The organism is Chitinophaga niabensis (genome assembly GCF_039545795.1).
GTDB classification, from domain to species: domain Bacteria; phylum Bacteroidota; class Bacteroidia; order Chitinophagales; family Chitinophagaceae; genus Chitinophaga; species Chitinophaga niabensis_B.
This window is the reverse complement of the sequence record NZ_CP154260.1, coordinates 1718946-1738232: the sequence shown is the minus strand read 5'-3', so window position 1 is coordinate 1738232 and position 19287 is coordinate 1718946. Positions and strand designations below refer to the sequence as shown.

Sequence of the window (19287 nt, the reverse complement as noted above, 5' to 3'; positions counted from 1 at the left end):
CTATGAAACACATTACGCTAATATACGGTGTGGCGGCACTCTTCCTCCTGAGCGCCTGTGAGAAACTGGACCGTGAAGTGATCACAAACATCACCGAAAAACAAGTAACACAATCCTACCAGTACTCCAGCTACCGGCAGGCCATACTCTATACAGAACTGCCGGAAGGTTTCCTGCAGGTGGACAGGGCTATGATGGCTTCCGCCAGCGATGAAGCGGAATACACGCAGGAAAATGCCAATATACAGAAGTTCAACAACGGCTCCTGGAACGCCTACGATAATCCGGATAATGCTTGGGCGAAATATTACAAGGCCATCCGGCGTGTGAACCAGTTCCTTGCTTCTTCAGACAGCATTAACCTGGAAACCTACCGCCTGAGCACCAATCCTTCTGATCAGCTGATCTATCAGCAAAGAACAGCAGAGATCGCGCGCTGGAAACTGGAAGCACGTTTTCTGAGAGCGTTCTTTTATTTTGAACTGGTGAAACGTTATGGTGGTGTTCCTATTTTCACAACGGAACTGAGTGTAACGGAAGATTTCTCCAAAGTGGAAAGGAGTTCACTGGAAGCCTGCATCCAGTTCATTGTGAAAGAATGTGATGAAAGCGGAGCAGGATTACCAGCTAAGTCTGCCGATGCAGACCTGGGCAGAGCTACCAAAGGTGCTGCACTTGCACTGAAAAGCCGTGCACTGCTCTATGCCGCCAGCGATCTCTTCAATTCCACTACCTGGTCTGGCGGTTATAGTAAACCGGAATTGATATCCATGCCCACCGGCAATCGAACACAACGTTGGAAGGATGCGGCCAATGCTGCCAAAGCAGTGCTTGACCTTGCAGGTACCGGTTACTGGATCCACTGGGAATACGGGCCTCTCTTCAATACTTTTAATTCACCGGAGATCATCTTAACACGCAGGAACGGGCCCAGTAATGAATTTGAGAAAGCCAACTTCCCCATCGGCTACAACCTGGGAGAAAGTGGTAATGCGCCCTCTCAGAATCTGGTAGATGCCTACGAAATGACAGATGGCACACCCTTCGACTGGAATAATCCTGCACATGCTGCAGATCCTTATGCCAACCGTGATCCACGTCTTCGCTTAAGCATCATCACCAACAATACCTGGTTTAACAGCCGCAATGTGGAATTATGGGCAGGCGGGCGTGATGGGCAGGGAATTCCTTTAGCCAGCAAAACAGGTTATTACATGAAAAAGTATCTCAGCGAATACACAGACCTGTTACAGAACAGGACCAGTGTACACAGCTGGATCCTTATCCGCACCGCGGAAATATTCCTGAACTATGCAGAAGCGCTGAATGAATGCGAACCGGGCAATCCTGATATCGCGCAGTATGTCAACTATGTGCGCGGGCGCAGCACCATTGGTATGCCTCCCCTGCCTGCAGGTCTTTCACAGGCACAGATGCGGGAAAGGATACGGAATGAACGCAGGGTGGAATTTGCATTTGAAGATCACCGTGCCTGGGATGTTCGCAGATGGATGCAGGGGCCACAATACTTTGGCACACCACTCAGGGGTGTGAACATTACGCGCAATGCTAACGGTACATTCACTTATACACCTGCTGTTGTGGAGCAAAGAGTGTTTGAACCAAAGATGTACCTGTACCCCATTCCCAAAGGAGAATTATTCATCTCTCCCAAACTGGTGCAAAATCCTTTATGGTAAAATTATCATTCATGAGAAAAAGTATCAACATACTCGCACTAATAGCCAGCCTCGCCGTATCCTGCAAATACAATGAGGTAGTGGAAGCCAGCTATCCTGATCAGAAAGTATATTTCCCTGCAGCACGCGAAGGGAGATTTACGATCAACAATATTGCAGAGCCAGGCAAACCTTTCCGTTATGAAGTGAATCAGGAAAAGTTCAATATCCCGCTCAGTGTATTTCGTGGCGCCGTGAGCAGATCAGGTGCTATCCCCGTCAACATCCAGGTAAATAACGACACCATCAATGGCCTGATCACGGATGGCACGCTGCTGAATACAGAACTGCTGCCAGCTGATCAATACACTATTCCTACTACTGTGCAGATAGATAACGGGCAGGAAAGTGCGCAAATAGCCCTGAGTATTAACATGGCTTACCTGATAGCCAATGCCGGTAAACAAAAAGCCCTGTGCCTGAAACTAAGCAGCAGTGGCGTAAGCACGAATCCTGCGCTGGACAAACTGGTGTTACTCATTGATCCTATTATATTCACACCTGTGGCAGCCTTTCTGGCAACGCCCAAAACAGGTGATCCTACAACCATCAACTTTAACAATCAATCCAAATATGCATTAAAGTACAGCTGGAACTTTGGGGACAATGGCACTTCTGAGCTGAAGTCTCCTGAACATAAGTACGCAGCTGCCGGTACATATGAAGTAACGTTAACGGCTGAAGGAATTGCAGGCGCACCGAAAAAACATACTTATAAAACAACTATTACGGTATTATGAGAGTGATCATCCGTTTAAGCACGCTGTTATTCATGGCAGCGTGCCAGCAGCCTGCGGCGCCGCCGCAGAACAACCTTTTTACTTACGTGGAAGGTGCAGAAACCCGCTGGAGCAGCCCGGAAAATAGTAATGCAGAAAAAGGGAAAGGCGCTACCGCCAATCATGGTGCAAAAGGTCATCCTTACGACAGTATTGACAATGGTGCATCGCTCGCGTTGCTGGATGTACAGGGCCAGGGTATGGTGAACCGCATCTGGATCACCATCAATGACCGTTCTCCTGAAATGCTCCGTTCCCTGAAGCTGGAAATATTCTGGGATAATGAAAAGCAACCGGCAGTTTCAGCACCATTAGGAGATTTCTTTGGCGTGGGCCTCGGGCGCATGGCTAAGTTTGAAAATGCCCTCTTCGCCAGCCCCGAAGGCCGCTCCTTCCTCTGCCACATTCCCATGCCTTTCCGCAAAGGCGCAAAGATTGTAGTAACGAATGAATCCGGGAAAAAGCTGAATCATATTTTCTTTGATGTTAATTTCCAATACCTGAAGAACTGGAACGATCAGTACCTGTATTTTCATGCTTACTGGCACAGGGATACTGCTACTACACCCGGCAAAGATTTCGAACTGTTACCGCATGTAGAAGGTAAAGGTCGTTTCCTGGGTGTGAATGTTGGTGTGAACGCGAACCCTGCTTATAACAATAGCTGGTGGGGCGAGGGAGAAGTGAAAATGTTCATCGATGGCGATAAGGACCTCCCTACTCTCGTAGGCACCGGTACGGAAGATTATATCGGCACCGCATGGTCTCAGGGTTGGTTCTGCAACCAGTATTCCGGTTGCCTGGTAGATGATTGGCCAAACAAACAATGGTCTTTCTACCGTTTTCACATTCCTGATCCCGTGTTCTTTTCCAGCGACTGCCGCGTAACCATTCAGCAGATAGGGGGAGATTTCAAAAAGAATATGATCCCAATCCAGCAGGAAGGAAAAGCGGAAGTGATACCGGTAACTATCGGCGGGGAGTATGCCAAAACCAATCACCTGTTCAGTAAGGATAGTGTGAGGACCTTAACCGATCCCTCCTTACCCGAGGGCTGGACCAATTACTATCGTTCAGACGATGTGTCTGCCACCGCCTATTTCTACCTGGCCACACCATCAAATAATTTACCGGCATTACAAAGCGCCGGCATCCGAACAACGCAGTTAAGAAGTAAAGTGCCGCCGCCGCAAAAGTGACAGCACCGCCAGACGAGGCCGCCGCTTTTTAGTGGCAGCCTTTTATTTGGATAATTGGTTTTAGCGGCTATCTTTGGAACCGGCCCGAAGTGTTAATGGCTGGTATGCAGGAATTCAACCAAGATAAAGAACTATTCCGCCTGATTGCAGCAGGTGACGAAGCAGCTTTCCGCCGCCTGTTCCATTTGCACGTACCTAAACTACTGCCCACAGTGCAGCACCTTACCAAAAATGCTGCCGTTACAGAAGATATTTTGCAGGAAGCCTTTCTCAAGTTATGGCTGAGCCGCGATAAACTCCCTGAAATAGAAAACCCTTACTCCTGGCTGTTAAAGATCGTTTACTACCAGTGTTTCTCCTACCTGCGTCACCAGGCGGTGCATCATAAGGCTATGGGGATCATTGCGGAAAGACAATCCCCTGTGAGCGCTATGGAGGAGGATATGGTTTTCAACACGCTTATGCGAACAGTAGCTGAAGCCGTACAGCAATTACCTCCACAGGCCAAACGTATTTACCTGCTCAGCCGGGAAAACGGCATGAAAATTCCCGAGATCGCCGGAGAACTGCATATTTCGCCCAATACCGTTAAAAATTCCCTTGTCCGTTCCCTTCAGAGCATCCGCCACTATATAGAGCGGGCGGGGCATTTCCTTCCTTTATTTATTCTCTGGTATTTTTTTTAGAACCGATAGGTCCTAATCTTTCACTTGCGCGTCTGTATAATAAACCGATGCAAAATTGACATTCCACGAACGCTTTGCTTACCTGTTGAAACAGGCTGCACAACACTCCGCTACTGCTGATGAGCTGGAAGAACTGGGTGAATTGCTGAAAAAGGAAGAAATCTCGCCTGAACTGCTGCCCGATATGCCGCCGGTATCATATGATGCTGCGCATTGGGATAATATTGCCTCCAATATCCTGGCAGCGGATAAAGTTGCTAAAGAAAATATTATTCCTATACGCGCCAAACGCCGCTGGTTATGGGCGGCCGCTGGCGTGGCCTTGCTCATTACTGCCGCAGGGTACTTCCTGTTACAGCCAAAAGCTGTGCAGCAACCCATTACAGCCGTTAAACAATCCAACACACAGGATATAGCCCCTGGCGGCAACAGGGCTACCCTGGTGCTCGGAGATGGCTCACAGCTCACGCTGGACAGCGCAGCTAATGGTACACTCAGCCAACAGGGGAACACACAGGTAGTTAAACTGGCCAACGGCCAGCTGGCCTACCACACAGCCGGCCAATCATCCACCCAGACCATTCTTTACAACACCATCTTTACGCCCCGTGGCGGAAAGTACAAGGTAACCCTGCCGGATGGCAGTAAAGTATGGCTCAATGCAGCAAGCAGCCTTCGTTATCCCACCGCTTTTACAGATACCCGCAGTGTAGAACTGAACGGGGAAGCTTACTTTGATATAGCACCGGATGCATCACATCCTTTCATTGTTAGTCATGGTAAAACAGTTGTAGAAGTATTAGGCACCACTTTTAACATGATGGCTTATACAGATGAAGCCAGTATCAGAACCACCCTGCTTAGCGGCGCCGTGAAAGTGAACGGGCAAAAACTAACACCCGGCCAATGTGCCAGCATCACCAACGGTCAATTGCGCATTGAAGAAGAAGTGAACACAGAAGCGGCTGTTGCCTGGAAGAATGGGTATATACAGTTTGAAGGGAACGACATCCGTTCCGCCATGCGCCAGATCAGCCGCTGGTATGATGTGGAAGTAACGTACAAAGGAGAAGTGCCTTCCCATTTCAGGGGTATTATTCCCAGTGATGTGCCGGTATCTGAAGTATTGAAAATGATGGAGATGACGGGAGAAGTAACATTTGAGATCAGCGGGAGAACGATCATTGTATCGCCCGGTAAGTAATTTATATCATTCGCCTTTAAAAATCCACGTAGTATGAGTCCCTAGACGAACCGCACCTGTATGGGCCTGAAAAAGCCGGAAGTGTTCTCAGCACCCCCGGCAGGTTTCGGGCTTGTAATTTCACAATCGATTTCGGCAATCATTAATTATTTACCCTAACCATACAAAAGTATGCAATTGACGCTTTTTTCCCAAAGCAGGCCTATGCGCGCTGCCAGTGGTAAAAAACATTTTCCACGATTATTCGTAAAAACGTTCCTGATCATGAAATTAACGCTGTTTTTGATCACCATGGCTATGCTGCAGGCACATGCAGCGAGCTTTGCGCAAACAGTAACCCTTGCTCACCGCAATGCCAGGCTGGAGAAGGTTTTTAACGACATACGAAAACAAACCGGCTACACCTTCCTCTATACAGATGAGCAATTATCCCATGCGAAAGAAATTTCCGTACAGGTAAAGGACCTTCCTTTGAAGGATGCGCTGGACCTTTGTTTCCGGAACCAACAGCTTTCCTACAGCATCAATGGCAATACCATCATTATCAAACGGAAGGAAAAGGTGCCCTTACCTGCAGATATCCCTGTTAAAGGGAAAGTACTGGATGAAAAGGGCAATCCCATTCCCGGCGCTACCATTCAGCTAAAAGGCACTTCCAGGGGAGTGGTAACAAATGGAAACGGAGAATACAGCATTGAGGTACCGGAAGGAGAAGCCGTACTGATTATTTCTTCCCTGGGTTTCAACCGGCAGGAAATAAGCGTGAATGGCAAAACAGAGATCCCTGTTACATTGACCACCTCAGCGGCTAAGATCAATGAACTGGTAGTGATCGGTTATGGCGAACAGAAAAAAGGGACGCTCACCAATGCCATCACCACCATTTCATCCAAAGAATTCCAGGAGCAGCCGGTGAATCGTTTTGACCAGGTATTGCAGGGCCGCTCACCTGGTGTGCAGGTAACCAATGCTACAGGTGCACCTGGTGGCAGTGTACGCATCCGCATCAGGGGCTCCAATTCCATCAATGGAGATAACGGGCCTTTGTATGTGGTAGACGGTTTCCTCGGTGCAGAATTCTCTTCTATCAACCCGGATGATATTGAGAGCATCCAGATCCTGAAAGACGCTTCCGCCACTGCTATCTATGGTAGCCGTGGTTCTAACGGGGTGATCATTGTTACCACCCGGAAGGGATCTAAAGGAGGTTTGAAAGTGAACGTCACTTCCAGGTTCTCTTCTTCCTCCGTGATCAAAAAAATGGACCTGCTGAATGCCGGAGACTTTGCGGAAACAGCAAATACCCGCGCCACCGCATTGGGTACCACACCTCCTTTTTCTGAAGCACAGGTAAATGAATTCAAAGCAAAAGGCGGCACCAACTGGCAGGACGAGATCTTCCGCAATGCCATTGGCCAGGAGTACCTGCTGAATCTAAGCGGCGGTACGGAGAAAGCTGGTTATTTCATTTCCGGTAATTACCTGGACCAGGATGGTGTGATCGAAAACTCATCTTTCAAAAGATATGTTATCCGCTCTAACATCAATGCCAGGATGACTAACAAGCTGAGCACCTTCCTCAATGTCATCGGTACTTATTCCAACGCACAGAATATAGACATACTGCCGGATGGACCGCACAGTCCACTGGCACAGGCCATGACCTGGTCTCCCACCCTGCCGGTTCGCAATGCAAGCGGTGCTTATACCCCCAGCGATCCTGTAAGCTCTGTGTTCTTTAATCCCGTTGCCTTAACTACTGATCAACTGGCCATTACAGAAAGGCTGATAGCCAACCTTACCGGTGGATTTAAATATGAGGATATCGTACCAGGCCTTTCCTTCAACCTGCAATATGGCATCAACTACCTTGATTATGATAACAAATCATTTGCAGGTAAAGTGGTGAACTCCGGTTCTTCTACTACCAGCTGGCGCTCCAACAAAGAGGTCAAATTACAGAATTCCAATACGCTGAACTACCATAAGGTATTTAACGGTAAACATACACTGGACCTTACCGGTGTAGTGGAATATCAGCAATCAACTTACAATTATGTATCCGCCGGCAGCAGCAATCTTGTGTATGAAAGTTTTATGTGGAACAATCTCGCGCAAGGAACACCGGGCATACCATCTTCCGGTTACTCCAAGTGGAGTATCTTCTCCCTGGTAGGCCGCGCTATGTATAGCTATAAAGATAAGTACCTGGCATCTGCTGCTATCCGCCGTGATGCGTCCTCTAAATTCTTCGATGATAACAAATACAGTTACTTTCCCTCTGTGTCCGCCGGCTGGGTGATCTCTGAGGAAGATTTCATGAAAGGCCAGAACAAGCTCAGCCTGTTGAAACTGCGCGGTAGCTGGGGTTTTACCGGCAGTGAAGGCGTAGGCTCCTACAGTACTTTCTCTGCCTATTCCAACCGTACCGGTTCATTCACCAATAACAGTTCAGTTACCGGCATTATCCTCAACAATATCGGCAACCCTGATCTGAAATGGGAAACCACGGAACAAAAGAACATCGGGCTGGAAGTGGGCTTTTTACGTAACCGCTTTATGCTTACAGCAGACCTGTTTGTAAAAGATACGCGCGACCTGCTGCTGACAGAAACACTCCCTTATTACCTCGGTGGCAACCCCATCACACGTAACGTAGGATCTGTGCAGAACAAAGGTTTTGAATTTTCCCTGGAAGGCGCGGTGATTGATAAAGGTGCTTTTACCTGGAACAGCTGGCTGAACTTTTCATTCATCAGGAACAGTGTACAATCCATCGGCAGCAACAAGATCATTTTTGATGCTAACCGCAAGATCGGTGGTGGCATGAGCCCGCAAGCAGAATTTATTGTACGGCCCGGGGAACCGCTGGGTGCTATCTGGGGCCTCACTTACCTGGGTACCTGGAAACCGGCAGATGCAGCCAAAGCTGCTACTTTTGGCGCCAAACCAGGTGATGCACGTTACTTCGACAAAGACAACGATGGTACGATAGATGCCGATGATTACGATGTAATTGGTCATGGTGTGCCCACCTTCTCTTTTGGTTTTAACAATACTTTCAGCTACAAGAATTTCTCCTTTAACTTCCTGCTGCATGCATTAACCGGTTTTGATAAACTGAACTACAATAATGCCGCTACCATGTACCTTGGTGGGGATGCAAGAGAAGCCACGAATGTTGATATCAAAAACAGGTATATACCCGGTGTGAATGAAACATCCGATATCCCTGCATTCAGTTCCACGAACCGCAACTATACACAAAGCACCCGCTTCCTGGAAAAGGCAGACTTCCTCCGGTTAAAGAACATCAGCCTGAGCTATACCATACCAAAAGCCAAACTGGCGAACAAAGTGGCACTAAGGGTATTTGCCAGTGCCACGAACCTGTTCACCATCACCAATTACAGTGGCATAGACCCGGAAGCCAATTCCAGTGCAGGCGATATCCGCCAGGGCATCGATTATGGTGCATATCCTAATTCCAAAACATTTACAACGGGTGTAACACTCAGTTTCTAAAAAGATATTCCATGAAGAAGATATTTATCATCACACTATTATTCCTCGCTACCGGTTGCAGCAAACAATTGATAGAAGAACCGCAGGGCCTTGTGATTGGCTCCGAAGGGCTGAGCAGTGAAGGTGGCCTGGAAAGCGCACTCACCGGTGCATACGGCAGCCTGATGGTTCCCTGGGAAAGTGGATTCACCACGGTGAGCCAGATTGCTATGAGCATGGGCGCAGATGACCTCACCACACATCCCGGCTCTAATAAAGAAGAGTTCAGGGAGTTTGACCTCTTTACCGTGTCGTCCCTCAACAGCCGCATGGTGCCTATCTGGCGGGGTTGTTACAAAACCATTCAATCCACCACTAATATCATCAATAACTATGCTGCTATAAAAGATGGTAATGAAGCCACCATTAAAGTGATCGTAGGAGAAGCCTATTTCCTGCGCGGATTGTGTTATTACTGGCTTACACGTTTCTGGGGAGCAGTACCCATTATTCCTTCTGAAAAGTACAGCCCGGAATACCTGACCCTCAAAAAAAGCACACCTGCGGAAGTGTATAAATTGATTGAAGCAGACCTTGCCAAAGCAGAAGAATGGGTACCCAACACCAAACGTGCAGCTGGCAGGCCCAACAAAGGATCTGTAAAAGCCCTGCTGGCAGATGTATATCTCACACAAGGCGGCTGGCCCATTAAAGATGCCACCAAATATGCATTAGCTGCTGCAAAGGCAAAAGAAGTAATAGACAATAAAGCAGCCTATGCATTTGATCTTTACCAGGGTGGTTTCCTGAAGATCTTTGCAGGCGGTACTTCCGAAGATGTATTCACCCTTTTCACCCGCGGACAGTGGATCACTTATAATTCTTTCTATGGCCTGTCCACCATGCCCGAAGATGAAAGCGGCTGGAGCGATTTCTTCCCTGAGATCAAATTCTTCAATGATTTCCCTGCCGGCACCCGTAAAGACGCAACGTTCTCAACGTCCTTTGTAGTAGCCGGCAATACCATTCCCTGGCAGAGCACTACCACTAAACATCCTTACTATAAAAAGTTCACCATCCAGTCCGGCACCAAGGCTACCTACATGTCTAACAACCCTGTGATCATGATCCGGTACGCGCATGTATTGCTCATTTATGCAGAAGCGCTGGCCCGTTCCGGTACTGCTCCGGATGCTGCAGCTTATACTGCCTTGAACGATGTACGTGTACGTGCAGGCCTGCTGCCGCTCTCAGGTTTATCTTCTGCAGATTTCCTGAATGCAGTAATGGATGAACGCAAATGGGAATTTGCCGGTGAATGGAACCGCTGGTTTGATCTTGTGCGCCTGGAACAGGTGGAAGCTGCCAATGCAGTAAAAGATCCAGGAGATCTGAAGTTCACTGGCACCATTACCAAAGAAGATTACGTGCTGCCCATACCAGGAGCAGATGCACAGGTGAACCCTAATTTGTAATACCCTTTTTACTGCCCCGTAAGGCAGTGTTTCCTTTTAAAAAACCCACAATCCCATCGTTATGAAAAAAAAGATCACTGCACTTTTAATGGTGCTCAGTTTGCTGTTATGCGGCAAACTCCAGGCCCAGTTCCTGCTTTTCGATGACATGGAAGGCAATGGCCCCTGCTCCGGTCACTGGACCTCCTGGATCGGCCCGCCCACTGCTACCGGAAGCATACTGTTTAACGCAGTAAACCCAAGTATTTCAGGATTAAATCTCAGTTCACATGTAGCGAAATTTACAAAAGACACTACCTGTTCCGAATGGATGTCCACAGGCTGCACCCTCACAGATTCGCTGGACATCAGCGTCAACAGCACATTTAAACTACTTGTTTACAGCAGCCTGAAAGAAGATGTGCTCTTCAAATTACAACCCGGTTCAGATCACACCAAAGCCGTGTATTTCACGTACAGGATCAAAAACGCGAACACCTGGGAAGAAGCCACCTATAACTTCTCCAGTGTAAAGAACCGTAAAGACTTCAACCGCATTGAAGTGCATTTCATGGATGGCAGAAAAGCGAACGGCACCCTGTATTTCGATTATGTACAAGGCCCCAACCCCATTACCATCGCATTGAACAATGCTTCCATTGCCATGGGGCAGGAAGACAGTACAGTACTGGTAGCCAACCTGCACGGCAATACTTTCGATTCCGTGTTACATGCTGCCAGCTGGCAGGCACTGAACCTGCCTTCCGGTGTGAGCATCGGTAACGTGGTACGGGTGAATGATACCACAGCCCATATTATACTGGCTGGTAATTCACCTGTTATCTATTCCCGTACTAATTTAAAGTTCACTGTTTCCGGTACAGAACTGGCCAGCCCTAACATGAGCACCTATCAGCTTACCGGCAATGTGGTACTGGAAGGAAACCCCAACTGGACGCTTGTTTTCAGTGATGAATTCAACACCACCGGCCATCCTGATTTCAGCAAATGGACGGTAGATCCACGCCCTAAAGGTTGGATCAACGGAGAACAGCAGGTGTATACTGATACCAGTTATGATAATACCCGCCTGCGGAATGGCAACCTGGTGATCACGGGTAAAAAAGACTATCCCAATATTGTAACCACAGAACCCTGGTCCTCCGGCCGTATCATTACCCAGAACAAGTTTGATTTCAAATACGGCAAAGTGGAAGTAAGAGCGAAGCTGCCTAAAGCACGCGGCTCCTGGCCTGCCATCTGGCTTATGCCTACCACCAGTGCATACGGTGCCTGGCCTGCCAGTGGAGAACTGGATATTATGGAACATGTAGGTAATAACCTGGGAAAAGTACTTTCCACTGTACATACCAAAAATAGTAACTGGCAGAACGGTGGCCATTTGTCCAACACCAAAACCATCCCTACCGCGCATACAGCATTTCATAAATACGCGATAGAGTGGAGCGAAGATTCCATCCGGTTCACATACGATGATACGGTACACGTTTATACTTATCAGAACCCACATACGGATTATAAGGACTGGCCCTTTGATCAGAAGTTCCACATCATCCTTAACCTGGCCATCGGCGGTGGTATGGGTGGTGCCATTACACATGCGGACTGGCCGGACAGCCTGCTGATAGATTATGTACATGTATATCAAAAAGGCCTGGGTACGCCTGTGCTGGATAGTATGGTGATCAGTCCGCTGAGCCGTTCCGTTGTAGCAGGTAAACAGTTACCGTACAGTGTAAGAATATTCGACCAGAACCAGCGGCCAATGAGCATTACGCCCACCTGGAGTATTACCGGCACCGGCAATACCATTGATACGAATGGTGTAGCAACCATTAACACAGCAGGCACTGTAAAAGCAACCGCGATCTATGGCGGAGATACTTTGTCCGTTTCCACCGGTGTTAATATAAGAACCCCCAATTACAAACTCATTCCTGCACGGATAGAAGCAGAGGCCAATGATTATACCAATATCTGCTGTACAGAAACTGCAGCAGACACCAGCGGTGTGCTGAATGTGAGTTATATTGGTTCTTCTTCTTTCCTGGAATATGATATTCATGTACCAGCCGCAGGCGCTTACCGCTTTCAGTTCAGGGTGGCTGTAAGTACAGCCAGCACCATTCAGCTTGTACGCGACAACAATGTACTTTCCACTGTTAAGTTTGCACCTACCGGCGGATGGCAGAACTGGAGAACCTTTACCACTGTTCCCATTAATCTCCCCGCAGGTAATCAGACCATCAGGATAAATGCACTTACCTCGGGCTGGAATTTCAACTGGCTGAAGATTGTGAATGCGGCTGATCTGAATGTGGCCAATATTGATATTACGCCGGACAGTACGAGTGTATTTGTAGGTGGTAAAAAACAATTCACTGCAGTAGTCTACGCATCAGACAATAGCCGGTTGGATGTTACGCCCCTGTGGAGCGCACAAAGCGGAGCAGGTAACTTCAATTACAAAGGAGTGTTCACGGCAGATTCCACAGCCGGTATATACAATGTATATGCATCGGTAGACAGTTTTAGTAATTCAGCGAAGATCAATATACTGCCATTACCCAGGCTGGCACGTATTGAAATAGTGCCTGATACCATCGTTATTCCTTATGGCGCATCACAACTGTTCACTACTAAAGGGTATGATCAGTATGATAGCGCATTTGCCGTTACTGGTGCCACCTGGAGTGTTACAGGTGCAGGTAACAGCATCACACAGGCCGGTGCATTAACAGCTGGCACAAATCCCGGTATTGTTACTGCCACCAAAGATTCCATTAGCGGATCAGGTGTATTTACGCTGGACTACATTTGTACTTTCAACAAACGTTACGAAGCAGAAAGCGCTTCCTCCCGCCATAGTGCTCCCACGCTGGAAACAACCACAGACACCAGTGGTGTACAGAACTTCACCGGTTTGCTTGTGAACCATTGGTTCGCGTATAATAAACTGAATATCCCTGTGCGTGGCAGGTACAATATCCGTTTCAGGGTATCCACTACTGCAGCGGCGAAGATAAGGATAGAAGAAAGTGGTATTAACTATGGCTATATTGCCCTGCCCAATACCAATGGCCAGTGGGCAACCATTTCTGATACCATCACTTTACCCGGCTTCAGTTATGCGAACGTAAGGGTGTACCAGGGCAGCTTTAAGTTTAACTGGTTCAGCATCGATAACTGTGCTGCAGATCCCGGCGCCGGCTTCATGGCAGCAAACAGCAACCAGCACTTTAAATTTGAAAATCTCAGCAATACACTGAAGGTATATCCCAACCCGGCCACCGGTACCATTACCATGGAACTGGGCGAACATGATTACCAGTTAGTGGAACTGCTGGATATGAATGGAAGAATGATACGCAGATGGAATATCAGCAAAGGGGATACAAGATTCACCAAACCGGTGGATTTCCTCGGAAGCGGTACTTATATTTTGAGATTGGAAGGGAAAGCAGGATCTAAATCCGTACAGTTCATCAAACTGTAATACATGAAAAAGGGTCCGTTTAATACGGGCCCTTTTTTAATCTGATATTCTTATATATCCATAACCAACGGTGCTATCTGTAGCATCTGCATCCTTCTTTTTTGAACAGGCAGCCAGCGGTAATACCATTGAGGGAAAGTTCGTATCTTGAGGTTAATCTCCTCTTAAAGCCCTCCTTTTCTAATACTATTTTAACACATCTTCACATAGGGTTCTTGTTCGGTTCTCCTTCGGTTCAGGTTCGGTTCACGTTCGGTCAGGGTATATGGGTAATATAGCATCATTGCATAGAATGCAGGGAAACAACATTTCCTTCGGTATCCTCAAAAGTACCCAGGCAGCCGAATGAAGGAGATACCTTCTTTTTAGGTTTGATCACTTTACCTCCTGCCTTCTCCACACGATCTAATACTTCCCCAAGATCCTTACCGCCATTCAGCACGATCTTTATCCCAATATTTGCCGGTGTATAATCCGGCCCTGATACAATAGCTGCACCAATACCTCCTGCATCTCTATCGTGTGGCAGAAAGCCCATACGGCCATCACCTGTATCGATATCCGGCATATCATAATCATAAATAGTGCTGTAGAATTTCTTTGCCCTGTCAAAATCAGATACGGCAATTTCTACCCAGAAAATGGAATCTTTGAAGAGTTTCATGAGTTAGCTATTAAATTGACGAAGATGATGATCTGTATGTTTGTAGGCTAAGCGCCCTACCTGGTCTCTATTCAGTTTACCGAAGAAAGGATGCATAATACTATGATGAGCACTTAAATGCGGATACGCTTCTATCAGGCTGATCCATTTCTTTTTTTCTTCGGCTATATTCACAGTGACAGGTTCTTTCACCTGCACTTCAGGACTGGCAGGCACATTTTTATCAAAAGGCCGGTCATTACGCATAGTAGCCCACCAAGCGAACTTTCCGAAGATCTTTCCGAGGAATTCCTGCTTTAAATGCAACCTGCCCTGCGGCAGATCTTCCCACAATGTACAATGCCTCAACATTTGATGAAAGTTCATTTTACCCCATTGCGCGGTACTGTTTTCATCGAGAGCAATGATCCGGTTGATCAGTTCATCTCTTGTTGCTTTATCGAATATTGTTTTCATACACCAAAGGTATTGTCTAATTCTCAGCCGTATGGGGTGTTAAATTGACATAATGAGGGGTTGTTTTGGACAATGCACGTGCTTAGCTTTACAATATGAAAAATCTGGCCATCTTAATCCCGGAAAATCATTCTAACCTGAGCAGCGTGATACTTGCTTACGAAGTATTCACGAAGGCGAATGAATATCATGGAGAAGTGTTTTCAATAAAGCTGGTGAGCAACTCCCGCAAAACAGTACTGCATAAAGGTTTGTTCTCCATACATCCGGATGTATTGCTAACCGATAAACCCAAAGCAGATCTCATCTTAATACCTGCTTTGGATGAACACGTCAATAAAACACTCAAACATAATAATCCGCTGATTGAATGGGTGACCGCAAAATATAAACAGGGTGCTGAAGTGGCCAGTCTTTGTACCGGCGCTTTCCTCCTTGCTGCAGCAGGGATACTGGACGGCAAACAATGCTCCACGCACTGGCAGGCTGCAGAAGTGTTCAGAGAGATGTTCCCCGAACTGGAATTGAAAACAGAAAAGATCATCACAGATGAACAGGGTGTTTATACCACGGGTGGCGCGCTTTCTTCCATGAACCTCATACTGTACCTCGTGGAGAAGTATTACAACCGGCAAACAGCTATCTTCTGTGCCAAGTTCTTTGAAATAGACCTGAGCAGAAGCAGCCAGTCCCCTTTCACCATTTTCACCGGGCAAAAGAATCATGAAGATGAAGCCATCAAAGCAGTGCAGCAGTATATGGAAAATAATCTCAGTGATAAGATCAGTATGAAAGAACTGGCAGCTGCTTTTAATATCGACCGGCGGAATTTCGACAGGCGCTTTAAGAAAGCCACGATGAACACACCTGCGGAATATTTACAGCGCATAAAAATAGAAGCAGCAAAAAAGAGCCTGGAAACAACAAGGAAGAATATCAATGAAGTGATGTACGATATAGGATATAACGATGTGAAAGCATTCAGGTTGTTGTTTAAAAAGATCACCGGGTTATCACCGCTGGATTACAGGAACAGGTATAATAAGGATGCACATCATTCCTGAGCAAAAAAAACCGCTGACACCAATCAGCGGTTTAATAAGTTGATTACTGCCAGGACTGGCAAGTACCTTTCATGTTGAGTATTATCGTTGATCCGATATCAGCCTAAAAAAAGTATATTTTACCATTTTACCCGCAATTCAGAACGCCTGTTTGCTTTATACTCCTCTTCATGGCAAGGCACACCATCCTTACACCGGTTCACAGGCTCCTGCTCTCCTTTGTTACTATAGTAAAGGCGTTTGGGATCAATACCTTTGCTCACCAGGTACTCTATAGCAGCAAAACAGCGCAGCGCAGACAGATCGATGTTATATTGATCGTTGCCACGGCTATCAGCATAGGAAGCTATTACTATCTTCCAGTCCGGATGTGCCCTCAATACATTTGCTACATCATCCAGCACGCGGCGGGATTCAGGAAGCAACTTTGTGCTGTTATAGTCATACAGGAACTTTAATTGTTCCAGCCGTTGTTTATCTTCTTCCTCTTCTGCGGTATGTTGCCGGGCAGGAACCGGTTGCTGGCCTGAGCCGCTTGAAGAGGTAACAGGAGGTTTGTTTTGATCGGGTATACCCACCAGAGGGGTGATATGATTCACCCTGTTGAAATAACCAGGATCATTAAAGTAATAGATATCATCCCGGCCCATGCCTCCCTGTTTATTGGATGCCATGTAACCTTCTGTGCTATTTTGTTTTAAGATCAGCCCGATATCGTCAGCACCGGAATTAAATGGCGCTTTCATATTCTCAGGTGTTTCCCAGCTGGTCTTCATGCCTTTTACACGGTATATATCGTAGCCCCCTAAACCGGCGTACCCCCTGCTGGAAAAATACAGGATGCCGTCCTCGTTTACTGTGGGAAAAGTTTCTGCAGCAATGGTATTGATCTTATCTCCGCAGTTCACAGGTGTTCCCCAGCTGCCATCAGCCTGCTTTTCTGCGTACCAGAGATCCATTCCTCCAAAACCGCCGGGCCGGTCTGAAACGAAATACATGATATTCCCTGTTGTGTTTAACACTGCATGGCTGGAAGAGTAACCGGCCACATTAATGCCTGGCAGCAATACCATCTGGCTCCATTTCCCATCTGTTTTTACGGACTGGTAGATCTGCAAGCGGCGTACCCCATTCACTGGTCCTTTACGCGTGCCGGGTATATCTTTCCCTTGTAAATTAATTGTTGCGTACAATGTGTCTTCAGTTCTGTTCATGCAAACCGGCCCGATATGGTAATCGTATTTACCAAGCAACCCCGGCACCAGTTCTTCCAGGTACATATTGGCATTACCCTGTGTGTATTGCTGGTATACGTATGCTTTGTAATAGGGCTGCAACGTACGTTTATCTTTGTCCGGATGCTGTTCTGAACCGCCATTAAGCAACAGCGTGCGGTATCCGTTGGACATCAGCAGCAAGCCCTGGTTGATCACTCCGCTCACCAGGTCAGAACCAGGTGTATTCAGTTCTTTGAGTGGCTTTAACTGAACAGGAGCAGGTGCCTTCATCCATATCGCTGCGCTGTCGCAACTTTGAAGTGCGATGGCTTTTAGTTTAGTACTGTCTGCATTGCTGGTATTGAACATAGCATATTGCTGGCGGGCAGAGTCATACTGTTCCATCTGCCGGAGTGCTTCCCCATAGGCAAAGTACGCGGAGGAAGGATGGTCCGGCCGCATAATGACCTGGCGGTAAATATCTGCTGCATCCTTAAAGTAACCTATTTCCTGGTAGCTGTGTGCCATCTTCATCAGCAGCGCAACCGGCGTTTTGTTTCCCTTGCTGCGGGCCTGCCGTTTATAAAGTGCTCCCGCTACTGCATATTCTTCCCGGGCATAGGCTTCTTCCGCCAGCTTTGATATGCTTTTCTGCTCCTGTGCATACAGGTTAGCTGTCAGCAATATTGATAAGGCTATAGTTAAACTGCGTTGTATCATACTCGTGAGGTTAAAAATACCGTGGGTTCTGTACCGTGAACTTTTTTGAAGGGAATAAAAATCCTAAAGACATTTCATGAGAGCCTCCCTGGTAACCAGCCATCTTATTTACATTCAGATCGTAGGAATAACCGATGCGGAAGGTTGGCGTTGCATAAAATTCTACCATAGCACTGGCTGCATTCAACTGGCTCAGGTCCTTCGGCAGGTTACCTTTTTTCCAGAGCTTCGCATTCGTACGGTAAGATCCTCCCAGCCATATTTTTTCACCGATCAGAAGAAAAGCATTCAGATCCACACTTGTAGGGCCTTTAAAGTCTTCCTTGATCAGGATGGAAGGTTTCAGCTGCAGCATTTCGTTCAATTGAAACATTGTACCTGCGGTTAAATACATATGCTGCGTTTTACGGATAGTGGAATAATTATTCCCTTTCCATGTGTAACGCGAGGCATCAGTATACAGCGAGAAAAGGTCCATTACGGAAACACCGGCATAAAACTTAGATGTGTAATAGTAGATCCCGAAACGTGCATCCGGCACCCATACGCTCTGCTTACCGGTGGGGATGGCTTCATCATCGTTATCTACATAAGCCAGGGCCGTACCGTCAATAGCGTACTGTGTAACGCCGGCGCCTATACCAAGGCATAAGCGGCGGGTATCTTCATCATCCAGCGGAATACGGTAGGAATAGGAACCATATAAGGACAGGGCGTCCTGCGGACCCAGCCTGTCAAACAAAAGCTGCATGCCCAGCCCTACCTTTTTGTCATTACCCGTGGCTCCGTCTATGGACGCCCCTCCTGTTCTCGGCGCGCCCGGAAAACCAGCCCATTGATGCCGGTAAGTGGCATTCACATACAAATCTTCCTTATACCCTGCATAAGCCGGGTTAACACTTAAACCGTTGAATACGTACTGGCTGAACTGGATGTTCTGCTGCGCCGCAGCACGGAAACTTATGTTTAACAGCAGGATCATTATTCCTGCCCTGATTACTGTTCGCATCTTTTAAACTTTAGATCAACAGATGATACATTATCTTATTTCAATTTCTTCTGAGGCAGATGCCGGGTGCTGCTT

The 19287-nt window shown here is 47.2% G+C and carries 13 protein-coding genes; 9 read left to right on the top strand and 4 right to left on the bottom strand.

Annotation, left to right across the window (positions count from 1 at the left end):
* Positions 1–2: 2 nt before the first annotated feature.
* The 8 genes from AAHN97_RS07085 (at position 3) to AAHN97_RS07050 (ending at position 14082) form a co-directional block, all read left to right on the top strand.
* Entirely contained in the window at positions 3–1700 is a 1698-nt protein-coding gene (locus AAHN97_RS07085; RefSeq protein ID WP_343306863.1) for a RagB/SusD family nutrient uptake outer membrane protein, read from the top strand.
* Between the two features lie 11 nt (positions 1701–1711).
* Positions 1712–2479, top strand: coding sequence for a PKD domain-containing protein (locus AAHN97_RS07080; protein WP_343306862.1), 768 nt, complete (start codon positions 1712–1714; stop codon positions 2477–2479).
* Positions 2476–3717: a glycoside hydrolase family 172 protein gene (locus AAHN97_RS07075; RefSeq protein ID WP_343306861.1), complete on the top strand. Its 1242-nt coding sequence runs from the start codon at positions 2476–2478 to the stop codon at positions 3715–3717. The genes AAHN97_RS07080 and AAHN97_RS07075 overlap by 4 nt, the downstream gene beginning before the upstream one ends.
* Positions 3718–3821: 104 nt before the next feature.
* Positions 3822–4403: an RNA polymerase sigma factor gene (locus AAHN97_RS07070; protein ID WP_343306860.1), complete on the top strand. Its 582-nt coding sequence runs from the start codon at positions 3822–3824 to the stop codon at positions 4401–4403.
* 55 nt (positions 4404–4458) lie between these two features.
* Positions 4459–5607 (top strand): FecR family protein, encoded by a 1149-nt coding sequence (locus AAHN97_RS07065; protein WP_343306859.1) that lies wholly within the window; start codon positions 4459–4461, stop codon positions 5605–5607.
* A 171-nt stretch (positions 5608–5778) separates the two neighbouring features.
* Positions 5779–9132: a TonB-dependent receptor gene (locus AAHN97_RS07060; RefSeq protein WP_343306858.1), complete on the top strand. Its 3354-nt coding sequence runs from the start codon at positions 5779–5781 to the stop codon at positions 9130–9132.
* 11 nt (positions 9133–9143) lie between these two features.
* Positions 9144–10586: a RagB/SusD family nutrient uptake outer membrane protein gene (locus AAHN97_RS07055; protein WP_343306857.1), complete on the top strand. Its 1443-nt coding sequence runs from the start codon at positions 9144–9146 to the stop codon at positions 10584–10586.
* A 61-nt stretch (positions 10587–10647) separates the two neighbouring features.
* On the top strand, positions 10648–14082 hold the full coding sequence (locus AAHN97_RS07050) for a carbohydrate-binding protein (RefSeq protein WP_343306856.1): 3435 nt from the start codon (positions 10648–10650) through the stop codon (positions 14080–14082).
* A gap of 280 nt (positions 14083–14362) precedes the next feature.
* Here the strand turns inward: AAHN97_RS07050 and AAHN97_RS07045 are convergent, their stop codons facing one another.
* The gene (locus AAHN97_RS07045) at positions 14363–14746 is read right to left on the bottom strand and encodes a VOC family protein (protein ID WP_343306855.1); all 384 of its coding nucleotides are present in this window, start codon (positions 14744–14746) and stop codon (positions 14363–14365) included.
* Positions 14747–14749: 3 nt separating this feature from the next.
* On the bottom strand, positions 14750–15202 hold the full coding sequence (locus AAHN97_RS07040) for a DUF1569 domain-containing protein (protein WP_343306854.1): 453 nt from the start codon (positions 15200–15202) through the stop codon (positions 14750–14752).
* Between the two features lie 95 nt (positions 15203–15297).
* Between AAHN97_RS07040 and AAHN97_RS07035 the strand changes: the two genes are divergently transcribed.
* On the top strand, positions 15298–16266 hold the full coding sequence (locus AAHN97_RS07035; protein WP_343306853.1) for a GlxA family transcriptional regulator: 969 nt from the start codon (positions 15298–15300) through the stop codon (positions 16264–16266).
* Between the two features lie 119 nt (positions 16267–16385).
* On the opposite strand, the gene AAHN97_RS07030 is transcribed toward AAHN97_RS07035, so the two are convergent.
* Together AAHN97_RS07030 and AAHN97_RS07025 are read right to left on the bottom strand one after the other, a co-directional pair.
* A complete protein-coding gene (locus AAHN97_RS07030) occupies positions 16386–18203 on the bottom strand; it encodes an OmpA family protein (protein WP_343306852.1) in 1818 nt (605 codons plus the stop codon).
* A 10-nt stretch (positions 18204–18213) separates the two neighbouring features.
* Positions 18214–19212, bottom strand: a complete 999-nt coding sequence (locus AAHN97_RS07025) for a PorP/SprF family type IX secretion system membrane protein (protein WP_343306851.1) — start codon at positions 19210–19212, stop codon at positions 18214–18216.
* Between the last annotated feature and the right edge of the window lie 75 nt (positions 19213–19287).